General features: G+C 70.8%; 17 protein-coding genes. 7 read left to right on the top strand and 10 right to left on the bottom strand.

Annotated features, from left to right (window positions below; translation table 11 throughout):
* Window positions 1-13 precede the first annotated feature (13 nt).
* Window positions 14-889 carry an SDR family oxidoreductase gene (locus tag JIAGA_RS0108370; protein WP_026875314.1) on the top strand — a complete coding sequence of 292 codons (876 nt, stop codon included), beginning with the start codon at window positions 14-16 and terminating at the stop codon, window positions 887-889.
* Between the two features lie 4 nt (window positions 890-893).
* Here the strand turns inward: JIAGA_RS0108370 and JIAGA_RS0108365 are convergent, their stop codons facing one another.
* The 5 genes from JIAGA_RS0108365 to JIAGA_RS0108345 form a co-directional block, all read right to left on the bottom strand.
* Window positions 894-2,222 carry a WD40 repeat domain-containing protein gene (locus JIAGA_RS0108365; RefSeq protein ID WP_026875313.1) on the bottom strand — a complete coding sequence of 443 codons (1,329 nt, stop codon included), beginning with the start codon at window positions 2,220-2,222 and terminating at the stop codon, window positions 894-896.
* Window positions 2,219-2,743 (bottom strand): SigE family RNA polymerase sigma factor, encoded by a 525-nt coding sequence (locus tag JIAGA_RS28395; RefSeq protein ID WP_051425867.1) that lies wholly within the window; start codon window positions 2,741-2,743, stop codon window positions 2,219-2,221. The genes JIAGA_RS0108365 and JIAGA_RS28395 overlap by 4 nt, the downstream gene beginning before the upstream one ends.
* A 125-nt stretch (window positions 2,744-2,868) precedes the next feature.
* Window positions 2,869-3,426 (bottom strand): PepSY domain-containing protein, encoded by a 558-nt coding sequence (locus JIAGA_RS32935; protein ID WP_084469558.1) that lies wholly within the window; start codon window positions 3,424-3,426, stop codon window positions 2,869-2,871.
* A 408-nt stretch (window positions 3,427-3,834) separates the two neighbouring features.
* The gene (locus JIAGA_RS0108350) at window positions 3,835-5,124 is read right to left on the bottom strand and encodes a HAMP domain-containing sensor histidine kinase (protein ID WP_026875311.1); all 1,290 of its coding nucleotides are present in this window, start codon (window positions 5,122-5,124) and stop codon (window positions 3,835-3,837) included.
* A gap of 6 nt (window positions 5,125-5,130) precedes the next feature.
* The gene (locus JIAGA_RS0108345; RefSeq protein WP_026875310.1) at window positions 5,131-5,814 is read right to left on the bottom strand and encodes a response regulator transcription factor; all 684 of its coding nucleotides are present in this window, start codon (window positions 5,812-5,814) and stop codon (window positions 5,131-5,133) included.
* A 103-nt stretch (window positions 5,815-5,917) separates the two neighbouring features.
* Between JIAGA_RS0108345 and JIAGA_RS0108340 the strand changes: the two genes are divergently transcribed.
* Window positions 5,918-6,445 (top strand): septum formation initiator, encoded by a 528-nt coding sequence (locus JIAGA_RS0108340; RefSeq protein ID WP_157552888.1) that lies wholly within the window; start codon window positions 5,918-5,920, stop codon window positions 6,443-6,445.
* Between the two features lie 33 nt (window positions 6,446-6,478).
* On the opposite strand, the gene JIAGA_RS0108335 is transcribed toward JIAGA_RS0108340, so the two are convergent.
* Both JIAGA_RS0108335 and lpdA read right to left on the bottom strand, forming a co-directional pair.
* Entirely contained in the window at window positions 6,479-6,865 is a 387-nt protein-coding gene (locus JIAGA_RS0108335) for a VOC family protein (RefSeq protein ID WP_026875308.1), read from the bottom strand.
* 8 nt (window positions 6,866-6,873) lie between these two features.
* On the bottom strand, window positions 6,874-8,277 hold the full coding sequence (lpdA, locus tag JIAGA_RS0108330; protein ID WP_026875307.1) for a dihydrolipoyl dehydrogenase: 1,404 nt from the start codon (window positions 8,275-8,277) through the stop codon (window positions 6,874-6,876).
* A gap of 111 nt (window positions 8,278-8,388) precedes the next feature.
* On the opposite strand from lpdA, the gene JIAGA_RS0108325 reads away from it, so the two are divergent.
* The 3 genes from JIAGA_RS0108325 to JIAGA_RS0108315 are packed head-to-tail and all read left to right on the top strand — an operon-like array spanning window position 8,389 to window position 11,121.
* A complete protein-coding gene (locus tag JIAGA_RS0108325) occupies window positions 8,389-8,643 on the top strand; it encodes a hypothetical protein (protein ID WP_026875306.1) in 255 nt (84 codons plus the stop codon).
* 1 nt (window position 8,644) lies between these two features.
* On the top strand, window positions 8,645-10,597 hold the full coding sequence (locus JIAGA_RS0108320) for a hypothetical protein (protein WP_026875305.1): 1,953 nt from the start codon (window positions 8,645-8,647) through the stop codon (window positions 10,595-10,597).
* Window positions 10,594-11,121, top strand: coding sequence for a hypothetical protein (locus tag JIAGA_RS0108315; RefSeq protein WP_026875304.1), 528 nt, complete (start codon window positions 10,594-10,596; stop codon window positions 11,119-11,121). Before JIAGA_RS0108320 ends, JIAGA_RS0108315 begins: the two co-directional genes overlap by 4 nt.
* 31 nt (window positions 11,122-11,152) lie before the next feature.
* On the opposite strand, the gene JIAGA_RS0108310 is transcribed toward JIAGA_RS0108315, so the two are convergent.
* A complete protein-coding gene (locus JIAGA_RS0108310; RefSeq protein WP_026875303.1) occupies window positions 11,153-11,434 on the bottom strand; it encodes a hypothetical protein in 282 nt (93 codons plus the stop codon).
* Window positions 11,435-11,454: 20 nt separating this feature from the next.
* A complete protein-coding gene (gene nucS / locus JIAGA_RS0108305; protein ID WP_026875302.1) occupies window positions 11,455-12,150 on the bottom strand; it encodes an endonuclease NucS in 696 nt (231 codons plus the stop codon).
* Window positions 12,151-12,285: 135 nt separating this feature from the next.
* Here nucS and JIAGA_RS0108300 point away from each other — a divergent pair, with 135 nt between their 5' ends.
* Together JIAGA_RS0108300 and JIAGA_RS0108295 are read left to right on the top strand one after the other, a co-directional pair.
* Window positions 12,286-12,708 (top strand): hypothetical protein, encoded by a 423-nt coding sequence (locus JIAGA_RS0108300; RefSeq protein ID WP_026875301.1) that lies wholly within the window; start codon window positions 12,286-12,288, stop codon window positions 12,706-12,708.
* Complete coding sequence (locus JIAGA_RS0108295; RefSeq protein WP_157552885.1) at window positions 12,698-13,081, top strand: DUF5615 family PIN-like protein; 384 nt, start codon at window positions 12,698-12,700, stop codon at window positions 13,079-13,081. The genes JIAGA_RS0108300 and JIAGA_RS0108295 overlap by 11 nt, the downstream gene beginning before the upstream one ends.
* A 9-nt stretch (window positions 13,082-13,090) precedes the next feature.
* Here JIAGA_RS0108295 and JIAGA_RS0108290 read toward each other — a convergent pair whose 3' ends face one another.
* On the bottom strand, window positions 13,091-16,495 hold the full coding sequence (locus JIAGA_RS0108290; protein ID WP_026875299.1) for an error-prone DNA polymerase: 3,405 nt from the start codon (window positions 16,493-16,495) through the stop codon (window positions 13,091-13,093).
* Window positions 16,496-16,548 lie beyond the last annotated feature (53 nt).

Raw genomic sequence — 16,548 nt, 5'->3', positions numbered from 1 at the left:
GTAGATGACCGGCATGTCTACGGATCGTGCTGAACGCCCCAGCGAGTTCCCGCCGCAACAACAGGAGCCGCCCGGCTCCACCGCGGCGATGACACCGACGCCCGACCACGGCGAGGAGACCTACCGCGGCTCCGGCCGGATGACCGGGTTGCGCACGCTGATCACCGGAGGCGACTCCGGCATCGGTCGCGCCGTGGCCATCGCCTTCGCCCGCGAAGGCGCCGACGTCGCCATCACGCACCTGCCGGAGGAGGCCGACGACGCCGACGCCACCGTCGCGCTGGTCACCGACGCCGGCCGCAAGGGCGTGGCGTACGACGCCGACCTGCGCACCCAGGACGCCTGCCAGGACGTGGTGAACCGCGCCGCGTCCGAGCTGGGTGGCCTCGATGTGCTGGTGAACAACGCCGGCTACCAGATGGCCCGCGAGGGCGGCATCGAGAGCATCAGCCCGGAGCGGCTCGACCGGGTCATGAAGACCAACCTGTACGCGCTGTTCTGGATGACCCAGGCGGCGCTGCCGCACCTGAAGGCCGGCAGCTGCGTCATCAACAACTCCTCGATCCAGGCCTACGACCCGTCGGTGTCGCTGCTGGACTACGCCGCCACCAAGGCCGCGATCAACAACGCCACCGTCAACCTGGCGGCCGAGCTCGGCCCCCGCGGCATCCGCGTCAACGCCGTCGCGCCGGGACCCATCTGGACGCCGCTCCAGCCGGCCACCCAGCCGGAGGAGAAGGTGCAGAAGTTCGGCCAGGACACCCCGCTCGGCCGAGCCGGGCAGCCGGCCGAGGTGGCGCCGGCCTTCGTGTTCCTGGCCTCCCCCGGCGACGCCAGCTACGTCTCGGGGACCGTGCTGGGCGTCACCGGGGGCAAGCCGGTCTTCTGATGCGTCAGCGGCCCGTGTACAGCAGCGGGTAACCGGTGTCGCGCGCCTCGTCCTCGGGCAGGGCCGCCTCGCACTGCCCGGCGAGATCGCAGCGCACCACGCTGGCACGGGTGCGGTTGTCGGCCCACATCTCGACCAGCAGGCTGCCGTCGGGCTCCCAGACGACGCTGCCCGGGTCGCCGCCGTCCAGAGTCAGGACCGGTTCGCCGGTATGGACATCCGAGACGACGAGCGTGCCGGGCAGCGCGGCCGCCCCGCCCCCGTCGGCACCGGTCGGGTCGCTCGGCGTGACCACCCCGAGCTCGGGGGTGTCCGGGTTCGCGACGATCAGCGCCAGATGACGGCCGTCCGGAGAGAACGCATCCCGGCCGGCGTGCTCGCGAACGCCGAGCTCCCGTACGGCCTCACCGGTGACGGTGTCGACGACCGCCGGGCGGTCCTCCACGCCCCCCGGGTGGAGCACCGCCACGTCACCTCCTGGTGCCAGCGCGTTGACGAATCCGAAATCGGTCCACGGTGTGACCGTGCCCGCCGCCGGATCCCACAGGTGGATCCCGCCCGGCGCGTTGGTGGCGCTGTCCAGGACCACCCGGCCGTCGGCCAGGAAGCCCTTCACGGTGCCGACGGGACCGTCGGCACCGGTCTGCTCCAGCTCGTGCAGCACCGCACCGGTCCGGGTGTCGGCCACGTAGACCACCGTGCGACCCGGCCCGGCGTCCTCGGTCTCGGTGGACCAGTCGTGCTCGGCCCACGCCACCTGGGTTCCGTCGGCGGAGACCCCGATGTCGTAGATCTGGCCCGAGCCCAGCTCCATCGGCTCGCCGTCGCGCGCGGCCAGCCAGAGCACGTGGTCACCCTGCTCCTCGGCGCCCTCCACGGGCACGGGGTCGGCAAGGCCGACCAGCCCGCCGGCCACCTCCGTCAGCACGCGGAACGCGTAGACGTCCCCGAACGGGACCTCCCAGTCGCCGACGTGCACCACTCCGCCGTCGTAGTACGGCACCGCCGGCACCGTTCCGGCCGGCAGCGCGCCCGGGTCCAGCGGCACCGTCACCTCACCGGCCGGCTCCTGCGGCGTGGTCTCACCAGCATCCTCGCCACCGGCCGCCGGGCCGACCGAACCCAGATCCGGGGAGTCGGTGGCGAGCGGGTCGGCGACGACGAACAGCGTGCCGGCCGCGACCGCCACGGCGGTGCCGCCAGCCGTCGCCAGCCCCGTCACCGTCCGGCGCCGCTTGGCCTGCCGCAACACCTCGTCGGCGAGACCCGCACGCGGCCGCACCCGAGCGGTGTAGTCGTCCAGCGCGTCGCGCAGCTGGTCCTCGATGGTCATGCTGATGCCTCCTCGGGAGTGGGAAGAGCGGCGTCGGCGGCCAGCTCCGGTGCGACGAGCCGCAGCCGGGCCAGTGCCCGGGCGGTCTGACTGCGCACCGTGCCCACCGAACAGCCCAGGAGCTCGGCGACCTCGCGCTCGCCCAGGTCCTCGTAGAACCGCAGGACCACGACGGCCCGTTGCCGCGGCGCCAACCGCAACAACGCCTGCCGCAGGTCGAGCCGGGCGTCGACGTCACCAGCCGTGTCCGCGACCGGCCGGTCAGGCGTGACCTCCACGGAGTCCTCACGGATCACCGAACGCCGACGCCACCGGCTGGCCCGGTCGTTGTAGATGGTGCGCCGCACGTAGGCCTCGGGGTTGTCGACCTTGTGCCACCGCCGGACCAGCTTGACCAGTGCGCCCTGAACCAGGTCCTCCGCCGTGTCCAGGTCGCCGGTCAGGGCGTACGCGGTACGGCGCAGGGCCAGCGAGCGGGAGTCCACGAACTCCCTGAACTCGCGCTCTGCTCGAGAATCCACACTCGTCCTCTCCTCCGGTGGTGACGTCCTCCCTCACAGACGCGTCAGAGTGGCTTCACTATGTCAGCCACCGGCGGTCTCTTCCGCCGGGCCGGAAGAGACCGCCGGTTCGCCCTGGTATCGCCTCACTTGTCGTCGTGATCGTCGTGATCGTCGTCGTCCCGGTCGTCGTGGTCGTCGTCATGCCGGTCGTCGTCATGCCGGTCGTCGTGATCGTCGTCGTCGCGCCGGTCGTCGTGATCGTCGTCGTCGTCGCGCCGGTCGTCGTTGTCGTCGTCCACGTCGACCCGGGTGATCTCACCCGTTCCGGCGTCGACTCGGACGTCGTGCTCGACCCCGTCGAGCACGACCTCGACCTTCCACTCCAGCCGGCCGTGCTCCATCTCCCGCTCGATCTCGTGGACGTCACCGCCACCGACGTGGCCGACGGCGATCTGCGCGGCGTCGTCGCTGCTGATGGCCGTGGTGTCGGGTTCGCTCGGCATGGTGCTCGGCGGCTGCGACGGCGTGTCGTCCGGCGTGCCGGAGGCGCTCGGGCTGGGCGAGTCGTCCGGCGTCGCGGTCACGGCGGCCGGCGAACCCGCCGGGCCCGTATCGTCGTCGTTCAGCGCGAACGCGGTGCCGGCGGTGATCACCAGCGCACCGGCGGCGGCCGCGGCGGCGAGCATACGGTTCCTGGTCATGATGGTCTCCCTCGAATCGTTTCTCTCGAATGACCACCACGTTCGCGCCGATCGGCCTAGCGCCGCGCTGCCCGGTGGTTAAGGCGCGGCTAAGGCCCGCGCGGAATGGGTCACGACCGGACCGGCGATGCGGCCATGACCTGGTGATCAGGTGACGTCCCGGCCCTCATCAGCGCGTCGACGTCGCCTGATCGTTTCGTGTCCACCTGCTGGCGACGATCAGGTGCACCACAGGCGCTCGTGCCCACCGCGCGGAACACCTGATCGTCCACGCCGCGACGATCAGGTGACACAACGACGATCAGGTGGCACACCCCAGCGCACGGACCTGGGCGCGGCATACCGGGATCCCAGGCGCATCCGCCTCTGGATCTGGGCTGATTCGTCGTCGCTGCCGGGGCGCGGCGCTCAGTCGGGCATGGAGCGCTGGCCGAGGTCGACGACGACGGTGAGGCCGCCGCCGGGCGTCGGCTCCAGGCGGAGCGTGCCGCCGCTGCGCTCCGCGGTCCGGCGCACGATGTCGACGCCGAGTCCGCTGGAGCCGGAACCGCTGACGCCGCGGCGCAGCACGCCGGTCGTGGGTCCGTCGGGCAGGCCGGGACCCTGGTCGGCGACGACGAGCGTGGCACCGCCCGTGTCCCCGGCGCGCAGCCGGACCGTGAAGGCCGTGCCGTGCGGGGTGTGCGCGAAGACGTTGCCGAGCAGTGCGTCGACGCAGGCCTCGAGGTCGACGCGGTTCAGCGCCACCGGCAGCGGTCCGGGTGCCACGTCCACCGTCAGGTCCCGCTCGGTGTCCTCGGCCAGCACGGACCAGAACGCGACCCGTTCCCGTACCACGTCGGCGGCGTCCGCGGCCGCTGCGTCCGAGCCACGGGTGCGGGCCTGCTGGATCGCCTCCGTCACGGCCCGGTTCACCGCGTCGACGCCGGCGACGAGCCGTTCGGACTGGTCGGGGTCCGGCACGGCCTCGGCGTCCATCCGCAGCGTCGTCAACGGGGTGCGCACCCGGTGCGACAGGTCGGCGATGGTCTCGCGCTCCTCGCGCAGCAGGCCGGTGATGCGCCGCGCCAGCCCGTTCAGCGCACCGGCCACCACACCCAGTTCGCCCGGCGCGGACGTGTCGGCCCGGGCGTCCAGCTCGCCACGGCCCAGCCGGTGCGAGACCGCCGCGAGCTCCGTCGCCGACCGGACCAACCGCCGGGCCAGCCGGTCCGCCACCACGAGGCTCACCAGCAGCAGAGCCACCCCCAGCCCAGCCAGCAGCAGCCACGCGCGGCCGACGCCACGGTTCAGCTCGTCGTCGGGGACGAACGTGCGGATGACGCCGACGCTGCCGGCCGGCCCGTCGACGGCGAACACGATCTCCCGGCCACCGGGCGCCTGCGCCGACGCGCTGGTCCCCCGCTCCGCCAGCTCCACCAGCGACGACCGGTCCGCCGGGGCGCCGAGCGGGTCGCCGCCGGGCAGGAACACCGTCACGTCGAACCGAGACGTCGCGTCGAGCTGCTCCACCACGAGACCGAGCGACGCCCGATCCATCGTCGCGACCAGCGAGGTCAGCGTCTGCGCCTCGACGGTCGCCGCCTGCACCGCCCGGTCGGCCGCGACGCCGCGCACCAGCAGTGCCAGCGGCACCAGGAACGCCACCAGCACGAGCAGCGTGGTGGCGGTGACGAGGACGAGCAGCCGGCGGCGCACGGGCCGTCACTCCACCGGTGGGCTGAGCCGGACCCCGACGCCGCGAACGGCATGCAGGTAGCGGGGCTCCTGCGCGGTCTCGCCGAGCTTGCGGCGCAGCCAGGACAGATGGACGTCGACGGTCTTGTCCGCCCCGCCGTAGGGCAGCTGCCAGACCTCGGTGAGCAGGTCGCGCTTGCTCACCACCTCGCCGGCCCGGGCGGCCAGGTAGTGCAGCAGGTCGAACTCGCGCGGGGTCAGCTCCAGCAGCGCGCCGTCCAGCGTCGCCTCCCTGCTGCGCGGGTCGACCCGCAGCCCGCCGACGCTGACGGCCTGCTCCCGCTGCTCCTCGCCGCCGCGGCGCAGGACGGCCCGGATGCGGGCGTCCAGCTGAGCGACGCCGAACGGCTTGGTCACGTAGTCGTCGGCGCCGGCGTCCAGGACGGCGACGACCTCGCTCTCGTCGTCGCGTGCCGTCGCCACGATCACCGGCACGTCGCTGACGCCGCGCAGCATCCGCAGCATCGCCGTCCCGTCGAGATCGGGCAGTCCAAGATCGAGCACGACGACGTCGGGACGCTCACCGACCGCCTGCTCCAGCCCGGACATCGCCGTCGGCGCCGACCGCACCGCGTGCCCCCGCTCGGTCAGGCCGCGGATCAGCGCCGAGCGGATGGTCGCGTCGTCCTCCACGACGAGTACCTGCGCCATGCCGGGAACGATAGGGCACCGCAGCGCCCTGTCGGCGCGCGACGGGCTCGCATAGGGCCGCGTTAGGGGCGTCTTAACCCGGACCACGGGCATACTGCCGCACATGACCAGGTCGCGGTGGGTGCGTATCGGGACGGTGGCGCTGCTGTGGCTCGCCGCCGCGGCCGGTGCCACGGCCGTCGGCATGGCCGCCGTCGGGATGATCGGCAGCGACATCTTCGGCTCCAGCCAGGAACCGCTCACCCAGGCCGAGGTCGAACAGCGGCTGGCCACCCCGGAACCCACCGGAACCACCCCGCCGTCGTCTCCCCCTCCGTCCTCGTCCGAGCCGCCGCCGAACCGGCCGTCGCCGACCGATACACCGACGCCGACGCCGACCGCCACCCCCACGGCCGGCGAGTCCCGCGTGATCGACACCGGCGCCGGCACGGTGGTCGCCCGCTGCGTCTCCGGCGGCCTGGTCGAGATCCAGTCCGCGGCCCCCGCCCAGGGCTACGACGTCGACGCCGACGACGATGACGACGACCACCCCTCGGTGAAGTTCGAGAACGACCGGACCGAGATCGAGGTCCGGCTGCGCTGCGTCGACGGCGCCGTCGAGCCGGAGATCCGCACCGACACCGACGACTGACGCGCTCGCGTCACGTGGGGCTGCGGCCCCCGGTCAGGGGCGGCGGTCGGCCAGGACGCAGAACTCGTTCCCCTCGGGGTCGGCGAGTACGACCCAGCTCTCATCGCCCTGACCGACGTCGGCGTGTCGAGCACCCAGGTCGAGCAGGCGACGGACCTCTTCGTCCTGCCCCCGGTCGGTCGGGTTGAGGTCCACGTGGAGCCGGTTCTTGACGGTCTTGCCCTCGGGCACGCGCGCGAACGTCAACGTCGGCGGCGCTGGGCCGCGACGGTTCTCGCCTTCAGGGGCCGTACCGGAGCCGATGGTGACAAGGCCGTCCTCGACGTCCTGCACCTCGTAGCCGAGGACCGAGCACCAGAACCGGGCGAGACCGTGGGGATCGGCACAGTCGATCGCAAGGTCGGTGAACCTGCTGGTCATGTCGGGACCTACATGTTGATCATGTGGCCGGAGATGCCGTGGACGGCTTCCTTGACGGCCTCGGACAGAGTCGGGTGGGCGTGGATGTTGCGGCCGACCTCGTCCGCCGTCAGGTCCCACTGCTGCGCCAGCGTGAGCTCCGGCAGCAGCTCGGTGACGTCCGGGCCGATCAGGTGGGCCCCGAGGAGCTCGTTGTGGGCGGCGTCGGCGACGATCTTGACGAAGCCGACCGGTTCGCCGAGGCCGTGCGCCTTGCCGTTGGCCATGAACGGGAACTTCGAGACCTTGACCTCGTGGCCGAGCTTCTTCGCCTGCTCCTCGGTATAGCCGAAGCTGGCCACCTGCGGCTGGCAGTAGGTGGCGCGCGGGATCATGTCGTAGTCGATGGCCATGGTGTCCGCGCCCGCGATGGTCTCGGCGGCGACGACGGCCATGGCCTCGGCCGCGTGGGCCAGCAGGAGCTTGCCGGTGACGTCGCCGATGGCGTAGATGCTGGGCACGCTGGTGCGCAGGTATTCGTCGACCTCGATGGCGCCGCGCTCGGTGAGGTTGACGCCGGCCTTGTCCAGACCGTAGCCCTCGACCCGCGGGGCGAAGCCGATGGCCTGCAGGACCTTGTCGGCCTCGAGGACCTCCTGCTTGTCCCCCGACGTCACGGTCACGCGAACCTTGTCGCCGGAATCGTCGATGGCGTCGACCCGGGTCGAGGTGCGCACGTCGACGCCGAGCTTCTTGTACTGGCGGGCCAGCTCCTTGGAGACGTCCGGGTCTTCCAGCGGGAGCATCCGGTCGAGGAACTCGACGATGGTGACGTCGACGCCGTAGTTCGCCAGCACGTAGGCGAACTCGACGCCGATGGCGCCCGCGCCGGCGATGATGATGCTGCCCGGCAGCTCGCTCTCGAGGATCTGCTCCTCGTAGGTGACGACACGTTCGCTGAGCTGCGTGCCCGGCAGCAGCCGCGTCGTGGCGCCGGCGGCGATGATGCAGTGCTCGAAGGTGACCGTCTCGCTACCGCCGTCGTTCAGCTTGACGTCGAGGGTCTTGGCGTCGGTGAACGTGCCCCACCCGTCGATCTCGGTGATGCCGTTCTTCTTCATCAGATAGTGGATTCCCTTGACCCGGCCGTCGGCGACGCTGCGGCTGCGCTCGTACGCCTTCGAGTAGTCGGCCGTGACCTCGCCCTCGATCGTGATGCCGAAGGTCTTCTGGGCCTCGTTCTTGATGATGTGGGCCAGCTCGGCGTTGCGCAGCAGCGCCTTGCTCGGGATGCAGCCCACGTTGAGGCAGACGCCACCCCAGTACTTGGCCTCGACGACGGCCACCGACTTGCCCAGCTGGGCTGCCCGTACGGCCGCGGTGTACCCGCCGGGACCGGCGCCCAGGACGACGACATCGAAGTGCGCACTCATGATGCACAGCCTAGGGGGTGTCCCGTGGCCCAGTCCGCGCACACCCGGCAGGCGGTCCTCCCCCTAGAATGTCCCGGCGGGCATGGCAACAGCGACGAGAGGCATTTCGGGGTGAGCGACCGCCGGGAACAGCTGGAGATGCTGCAGAGTCGGGTCTCCGGCAAGCTCGATGATCTGAAGGAAGCCCTCGACGGCCCGCGCACGGTCATGTCCGACGGTGACGCGTGGCAAGGGACCAGGGCCGACACGTTCGGTGAGGACATCGGTTACCGCCGTACCGACCTCCAGACCGCCGCGGACACGCTGATGGGCGACATCGACGACGCGGTAGCGGCCGAGCCCGCCTCCGACGAGAGCGGCGGCTGACATGGGCACGTACTCCCACGTGTCGGTGGAAGGCCTGGAGGATCTCGTCTCCAAGATGCAGTCCGCCATGATGACCATCGACTCGTTCACCGGTCAGCTCGGCTACAGCTCGATCAAGGACGACATGAACGAGCTGGGCGTCTCCTCCGACGCCATGCGGACGCTGACCACCATCCAGAACTGGATCCACGACGAGTCGCTCCCGGAGCTGCGGCGGCGCCTCAACCTGGCCCGTGGCCTGCAGCAGCAGTCGCCGGACTCCGCCCTCGTCCGCGTCGACGAGGACCTCGTCGACGCGATGAGCTCTGAAGAAGCGGAGTCGCGCGGCCGCGAGCTGGCCGAGCGGTTCGAGGAGCTCGGCGGCGTCAACGACGGCTTCGACGACCTCATGGAGGACTTCGAGGAGCTGGCCAACGACCCCGACGCCATGTCGGGCTTCTATTCCGAGCTCGGCCCGGAGCTGGCGGCCCGGTTCGCCGCGAACCTCGGCTACCCCGGCAATAACGCCGGCGACAACTCCCAGCGCTATCTCGAGCTGATGAGCATCGGCCTCGGCACCGCGATGAAGGACGAGACCCGTCCGGGCGACTGGTACGACATGAACGACTTCTGGGACGCGACCGACGATCCCATGGTCGCCTGGGGCCGGCTGGCGCTGCTGCAGTACGGCGACTTCTCCGACTCGCAGCTGTTCGTCCAGATGACCGTCGAAGGAACGGCACTGGACGCGTTCGTGCAGGACGACTGGGCCGACCCGCAGAACATCTCGAACATGGGCCTGCACCCGCACGAGCACCAGATGCCGGTCGACCTTCCGTCGAACATCAGCGAGATGGGGTTCCTGGCGCTGGGCAACAATCCGGAGGCGTCCCGGCAGGCGCTCAGCGGCTACGAGGACTTCCCGCTGTCCGATTTCGTCGACCGCGTCTACGAAGCCGGCGACTACCCGCACGACCGGCATGGCCTGGTCGACGCGTTCGGCGTGGCCATCGAGGCCGGGACCGGCTCCCAGGGCGACCCGCCGCCCACCGAGCACACCGAGGAGGAGTCGGCCTTCGCCTTCGAGTTCATCAACGCCTCGGCCGGCCACGACGACGTCCCGTACATGATCAAGGACTCGCTTGGCAACATCGCGGCGGCCTACGTCCACGAGATGGTCGCGGGCTCCTACGTCGACGACGGCGAGCTGCCGGGCGACCGTGTCTCGTCGATGGACGCCGTACCGAACGACTTCCCCGGGGGCACGGGGTTGAACCCGTCCTTCTACCTCAGCCCCGAGGTGACCTACCAGTTCATCGGCAGCTTCCAGGACGAGCTCCATCTGTCCCAGCCGTTCGACGAGGCGATGGGTACGCTGCTGAGCGAGCAACTCGACGCCGCCATCCAGGCCGATAACGCCGGCGAGGGCGGGGGCAACCGCACCCAGCAGGTGATGGCGCTGTTCGGCGGGATGTCGCAGATGCACTACCTCGCTCGCCGCGAGTACGCCGCGGACTTCGACGCTCAGGAAGAGGCCCGCCGCGCTGGTGTCGCGCAGTTCTACAGCAGCGGCATGGCCATCATCCCGGTACCGGGCGCGGGGCACTACGCGTACTGGGGCTTCCAGGTCGTCGCCAACGACAAGCTCAGCGACTGGGTGAGCGGCGGCCCCGGCATGGAGGACCAGGTCGTGTCCGAGAACGCGGACGCGCAGTCGATGCGCTGGTACATGACCGTCCAGGCGATGCTCGCGAACGGTGTGGCCGAGGAGTCCATCTCCAGCGCTCCTCCCGGCCTCTTCGTCGACGGCGAACTGCGGCCCATGGACGAGATCTTCGCCGACGAACAACTGCGGCAGGACTTCTACGACTGGGTCAACGAGACGCCCGGCCTCAACGACCCGTCGGACGCCGCGCAGAGTGGCTGGAACGACGGCTCGCACGGCGTCGACACGTTCGTCGGGGCGATGCGGTGAGCACCCGAGCCGCCGGTGCGCTCCGGCCCGGCCTGGGCCTCGCTGCCGTGTGCGTGGCGGTGCTCGTCGCCGGCTGCACCGAGTCCTCGTCCGACACCGACCCGGACACCGCCCAGGACGACATCGTCGCCGCCGTGACGCCACTGCTGGACGAGTACGCCGGCGTCGCGGGCGGCCCCGGTGACGTGCGCCGCGACGGTGTGACAGACATCGGCTGCACCGACGACGCCCAGCGGGCCCAGCATCAGGTGACCTTCGACCTGCCCGCCGAGGCCGACGGCAGCGTCGAGGCGGCCCGGCGGGTCTACGTCGACTTCGTGGCCGAGTACCCCGACCTCGACGTACGCGAGGGCATGAACCTGGCCGGCGAGGCTCTGACCGACCAGAGCGATCAGGACGCGTCGTTCTACGAAGTGCGCGAGATCGTGCGCGACGGCTACACGATGACGCTGATGGTGCACGCCGCCGCGGCCGGCGACACCGTCACCGTCGCCGTCGACGCCTTCAGCACCTGCCTGGGCTGACGCCGGCTCGCTCGGCTGGGCCAGGGCACGCTCAGCGCAGCGACGACACGTCGACCGCGCCGAGGATCGCGGCCAGCGTCGCCAGCACCAGCCAGCCGGCCCGCGCGGCCGTGTAGCCCGCCTCGGACAGCTGCGGCTCGCCCTGCATGCTCCAGCGGCGCCCGAGGAAGACCAGGCGGTTCTGGTCGCCGAAGAAGCACGCGGCGAACGACACCGCCGCGACGGCGTAGCACACCACGTGGAGTGCGACACCGTCGTCGGCCGGCACCGTCAGCAGCAGCGCGGCCACGCCGACGAACGGAAGGACGACCATCGTGCGCCTCAGCCCGCCACTCAGAACAGCCGGGCGCTCGGGTCGTCGACGCCGCGCAGGGCGTCGTAGTCGACGGTCAGACAGGTGATCCCGCGGTCGACGGCGAGGGTGCGGGCTTGCGGCTTGATCTCCTGCGCGGCGAAGATGCCGCGCACCGGCGCCAGCAACGGGTCGCGGTTGAGCAGTTCGAGGTAGCGGGTGAGCTGTTCGACGCCGTCGATCTCCCCGCGCCGCTTCACCTCGACGGCGACGGCGACGCCCTGGTCGTCCCGGCACAGCAGGTCCACCGGTCCGATGGGGGTCGGGTACTCGCGTCGCACCAGCCGCCAACCGGCCCCGAACGTCTCGATCTGCTCGGCGAGCAGCACCTGCAGGTGCGCCTCGACGCCGTCCTTCACCAGCCCGGGGTCGACCCCGAGGTCGTGACTGGAATTATGCAGCACCTCGTGCAGCCGCACGACGAGGCGGTCGTCGCTCTTGCTGTTCTGCACCGTCCACACGGCCGTGACGCCCTCGTCCCTTGCGGCGTCGTCTGGCTCGGCGACGGTGAGCGTGCACGGCGGGCTCATCCAGTTCAGCGGCTTGTACGAGCCGCCGTCGGAGTGCACCAGCACGCTGCCGTCCGCCTTGACCATGATGAGCCGCGTGGCGAGGGGCAGGTGAGCGGTCAGCCGGCCGGCGTAGTCCACACTGCAGGTGGCGATGACGAGACGCACGAGGCACGACGTTACCCGGTCAGCGCCGCCGTCGTCCTCGGCCCGGCGCTTCATCCCGTGCTGACGGTACGCGAGAGCTGGCGTGGCGCCGAGTGAGACAGACCACATCGGGCAACCGTTGCTACGCTGTAGTGCATGACGTCGCCCACGAATGTTCGCTTCCCCGCTCAGGTGGACCGCAGCCTGACCGACTACGCCCGCAGGTCGGGTTCGAAGAAGTCGACGGTGGTGGTCGGCGCGGTGCGGGAGTGGCTTCGCATGGAGAGCCATCCGGGCATCGTCTTCGTCACGACGGTCACCGGCGAACGCCGGGCGGCTCTGGCGTCGGGGCCGCAGGTCTGGACGGTCGCTGAGTCGTGGCTCCAACACGACCGAGAGGAGCGCTCCGCCGCGGTCGTCGCTGACGCGCTCGGGCTGGCCGTGGCCGATGTCGAAACCGCGTTGGCGTACTGGGCCGACTACCGCGATGAGATCGATGAGCTGATCGAACGCGAGCATGCCGCCCAGGACGAGGCACTCGCGATGTGGGAGCGACGGCGGACGCTCGATGCCATCTGACCGGCCGGTGATCCAGTTCCTCCTGGACGAGCACTATCCGGCCTGGCTCGCGGAGAACTTGACCGCGGACGGCATCGACACCGTGGCGCTGATCGCACACCGGCCCCACTTACGGGGCGTCGATGACACCCGGGTACTCGAAGTCGCCGTCGCCGAGCACCGGGTCGTCGTGACCGAGGATGTCACCACGTTCGGCGCCGCCATCGCCGCGGTACCGGCGCACGTCGGTGTCCTCTATTGTCATCACGCCCGCTTCCTTCGGACCCGGGCTGGCCTGAACAAGCTCCACAAAGCCTTGGTCGCCGTGGTCAGCGACCCACCGTCCGGGCTCGGCGAACACCCCGTCGTCTGGTGGGTCACCGATCCCGGCTGATGGGCTGAGTCAGTGGAAGTCGCGGGACTGGTGCCGGGCGTTGAGGGCACGAGCGGCCTCGGGGTGCAGCTCGTCAAGCGATGCCAGCTTGTCCGCGACGAGGTTGGTGACGCCGTCCTGGCGCTCGAGCACCCCCCGCACGACCATGCAGGACGCCGTGCGGGCGACGCGGCGGTGCCGTTGCCAGAGCCCGGACCCGCAGACGACGTTGAGCATCCCGGTCTCGTCCTCGAGGTTGAGAAAGGTGACGCCACCGGCGGTGCCGGGACGTTGCCGATGCGTGACCATGCCGGCGACGGAGAGCCGGCGGCCCGGCTCGGCGAGGGCGAGGTCGTCGATGGACAGCACTCCCTCCCGGCGCAGGAGCGGGCGCAGGTGGGTGAGCGGGTGGTCGTCCGGTGAGATCGAGGTGGCCCACAGGTCGGCCAGGGTCAGCTCCACGTCACTCATCCCGGGCAGCGGCGGCGGCGCGGGAGATGCCGTGACCGCTTCGAGCTGGCCGGCGGCCTCGGTGTAGCCGGCGTTCCACAGCGCCTCCCGGCGGGTGAAACCGAAGCCGTCGAAGGCCCCCGCGGTCGCCAGGGCCTCCATCTGGCGGGGGTCCAGGCCGGCCCGGCGGGACAGGTCGGCCATGTCGCTGAACGGCCGCTCCTCACGTGCGGCGACGATGGCGGCGGCGACGTCGGTGCCGATGCCACGGACGGAGTCCAGGCCCAGCCGGACCGCGTACCCGGTGTCGCGGCGGTGCTCGGGGGTGGGATCGGGCGTGCCGGGCACCCATGCGCTGGGCTCGTGCGACGGTTTCAGGCAGTCGTCGCGTCCGGTCGGCCCGGGTGAGCCGTCCAGCTCGAGGTCGGCCACGGCACCGGACGCCGTGATGTCGGGGCGCAGAACGCGCACGCCGTGCCGGCGGGCGTCGCCGACCAAGGACTGCGAGGAGTAGAACCCCATCGGCTGGGCGCGCAGCAGAGCGGCGAGGAAGGCGGCCGGGTAGTGCAGCTTGAACCAGGAGCTGACGTAGACGAGCTTGGCGAAGCTGAGCGCGTGGCTCTCGGCGAACCCGAAGTTGGCGAACGAGAGGATCTTCGTATACAGCTGGTCGGCGTCGGCCCCGGTGATGCCGCGTTTGGCCATGCCGACGTAGAGCTTGTCCTTGATGCTCTCGATGCGTTCGATGCCGCGTTTGGAGCCCATGGCGCGACGCAGCAGGTCGGCGTCGTCGGGGGTGCAGTCCCCCACCGCGATGGCCATCTGCATGAGCTGCTCCTGGAACAGCGGCACGCCCAGCGTGCGTTCCAACACCGGCTCGAGGTCGGGATGCGGGTACGTGACCTTCTCCTGGCGGGTGGCACGGCGGATGTACGGGTGGACGGCGCCGCCCTGGATCGGGCCGGGGCGGATGAGCGCGATCTCGATGGCGAGGTCGTAGAACCTCCGCGGCCGCAGCCTGGGCAGGGTGCCGATCTGGGCGCGGCTCTCCACCTGGAACACCCCGATGGAGTCGCCCCGGCAGAGCATGTCGTAGACGGCGGGTTCCTCCTTCGGGACGCTCTGCAGCTCCCAGGGCTCGCCGAGGTGCCCGGCCACCATGGTGAACACGTGGTTGAGCGCACTCAACATGCCCAGGCCGAGCAGGTCGAACTTGACCAGTCCCATCGACTCGCAAGCGTCCTTGTCCCACTGCAGCACGGTGCGTTTGTCCATGCGAGCCCGCTCGATCGGGCACACCTCGCCGATGGGCCGCTCGGTGAGGACCATGCCGCCGGAGTGGATACCCAGATGACGTGGTGCCCGCATCAGCTGGTTGGCCAGGTCGACCACCGGGGTGGGGATCTCATGGCCGGCGGTGTCGTCCTGGGCGACCGATGCCCAGCTGTCGGTCTGCTTGGACCAGGCGTCCTGCTGGCCAGGCGAAAAGCCCAGCGCCTTGGCCGCGTCGCGGATGGCCATCTTGGGGCGGTAGCTGATGACGTTGGCGACCTGGGCGGCGTTGCGCCGGCCATATTGCTCGTACACCCACTGGATGACGTCCTCGCGCCGGTCGGAGTCGAAGTCGACGTCGATGTCGGGTTCCTCGTCGCGGTTGGCCGAGATGAACCGTTCGAACGGCAGGCCGTAGAAGACCGAGTCGATCACGGTGACCCCGAGGGCGTAGCAGACCGCCGAACTGGCCGCCGAGCCCCGGCCCTGGCAGAGGATGCCCTTGGAGCGGGCGTAGTCGACGATGTCGTGGACGATGACGAAGTAGCCCGCGAAGTCCTTCTCACCGATGATCCGCAGTTCCCGCTCGATGCGCTCCCTGGCCTCCTTTTCGTGCGGCCGGCCGCGGTAGTACCGCTCGAAGCCCTCCTCCACCAGGACCCGCAGCCAGCTCATCGCCGTGTGCCCTGCCGGGATGCGGTGTTTGGGCAAGCGCGGGCTGGCCTTGTGCAGGTCGAAGGCGAGCTCGTCGGCCAACTCGACCGTCCGGGCGACCGCGCCGGGGTAGCCGGCGAACCGGGCGGTCATCTCCTCCCCCGTCCGCAGGCAGGCCGCGGACCACGCCGGCAGCCAGCCGTTCATCTCCGCCAGGCTGCGCCGCGCCCGGATGGCCGCCATCGCCGTGGCCAGCCGGTACTCGTCCGGATCGGCGTAGTGCACGTTGTTGGTGGCCACGACGGGCAGGCCGCGGTCGGCAGCCAGCCCGGCCAGTGCCTGGTTGGTGTCGTCGTCGAGTGGGTGGCCGTGGTCGATCAGCTCGACCACCACGTGGTCATGCCCGAACAGTTCCACCAGCCGGTCCAGCTCCGCCGCGGCGGACGCGTGGCCGCCCTCGGCGAGAGCGGCCCGGACCGGGCCCTTGCGGCACCCGGTGAGCACCACCCAGTGTCCGCGACCCAGCTCCACGAGCTCATCGAGTCGGTAGTCGGGCTTGCCCTTCTCGTCTCCGCGCAGATGCGCCTCGGTCATCGCCGCGGCCAGCCGGTGGTAGCCCTCGACGCCACGCGCCAGCACCAGCAGGTGCCTGCCCTGCGGATCGGGCACGCCGTTCTGCGGGCCGTCCAGCCCCAGGGACAGCTCGGCCCCGTAGATGGTCTTCAGGTTCGCGGCGGCGTACTGCTGCGCGACCTCCGCGAACAGCGGCGCACCATAGAAGCCGTCGTGGTCGGTCAGCGCCACCCCGTACAGCCCCAGTTCGATGGCCTTCTCCACCAACCGGTCCGGCCCGCTCGCCCCGTCGAGGAAGCTGAAATTGCTGTGACAGTGCAACTCCGCGTACGGCGTGATCGGGTCGCCCGGGCGACGCACCCCGGCCTTGAGGCGGTGGGTCTTCTTCTTCCGCGAGATCGGCCCCTGCTCCGGCGGCACCGACGGCCGGTCGGACAACCGGCTCTCCAGTTCCCGCCACGGCATCGGCGGGTTGGTCCACCCCATGGTTCACCCTCCGGACGGTTCGACGTCGTCGATGTCACCCGTGCTGGACCCGG

It is taken from the genome of Jiangella gansuensis DSM 44835 (assembly GCF_000515395.1).
Lineage (GTDB): Bacteria > Actinomycetota > Actinomycetes > Jiangellales > Jiangellaceae > Jiangella > Jiangella gansuensis.
This window is presented reverse-complemented; position numbering and strand designations above follow the sequence as displayed.

Excerpts from the sequence above, each read along its gene's own strand:
- JIAGA_RS0108370 (WP_026875314.1), top strand. The coding sequence starts at position 14 with ATGTCTACGGATCGTGCTGAACGCCCCAGCGAGTTCCCGCCGCAACAA.
- JIAGA_RS0108365 (WP_026875313.1), bottom strand. The coding sequence starts at position 2,222 with ATGACCATCGAGGACCAGCTGCGCGACGCGCTGGACGACTACACCGCT.
- JIAGA_RS32935 (WP_084469558.1), bottom strand. The coding sequence starts at position 3,426 with ATGACCAGGAACCGTATGCTCGCCGCCGCGGCCGCCGCCGGTGCGCTG.
- JIAGA_RS0108345 (WP_026875310.1), bottom strand. The coding sequence starts at position 5,814 with ATGGCGCAGGTACTCGTCGTGGAGGACGACGCGACCATCCGCTCGGCG.
- JIAGA_RS0108340 (WP_157552888.1), top strand. The coding sequence starts at position 5,918 with ATGACCAGGTCGCGGTGGGTGCGTATCGGGACGGTGGCGCTGCTGTGG.
- JIAGA_RS0108335 (WP_026875308.1), bottom strand. The coding sequence starts at position 6,865 with ATGACCAGCAGGTTCACCGACCTTGCGATCGACTGTGCCGATCCCCAC.
- lpdA (WP_026875307.1), bottom strand. The coding sequence starts at position 8,277 with ATGAGTGCGCACTTCGATGTCGTCGTCCTGGGCGCCGGTCCCGGCGGG.
- JIAGA_RS0108320 (WP_026875305.1), top strand. The coding sequence starts at position 8,645 with ATGGGCACGTACTCCCACGTGTCGGTGGAAGGCCTGGAGGATCTCGTC.
- JIAGA_RS0108310 (WP_026875303.1), bottom strand. The coding sequence starts at position 11,434 with ATGGTCGTCCTTCCGTTCGTCGGCGTGGCCGCGCTGCTGCTGACGGTG.
- JIAGA_RS0108300 (WP_026875301.1), top strand. The coding sequence starts at position 12,286 with ATGACGTCGCCCACGAATGTTCGCTTCCCCGCTCAGGTGGACCGCAGC.
- JIAGA_RS0108295 (WP_157552885.1), top strand. The coding sequence starts at position 12,698 with ATGCCATCTGACCGGCCGGTGATCCAGTTCCTCCTGGACGAGCACTAT.
- JIAGA_RS0108290 (WP_026875299.1), bottom strand. The coding sequence starts at position 16,495 with ATGGGGTGGACCAACCCGCCGATGCCGTGGCGGGAACTGGAGAGCCGG.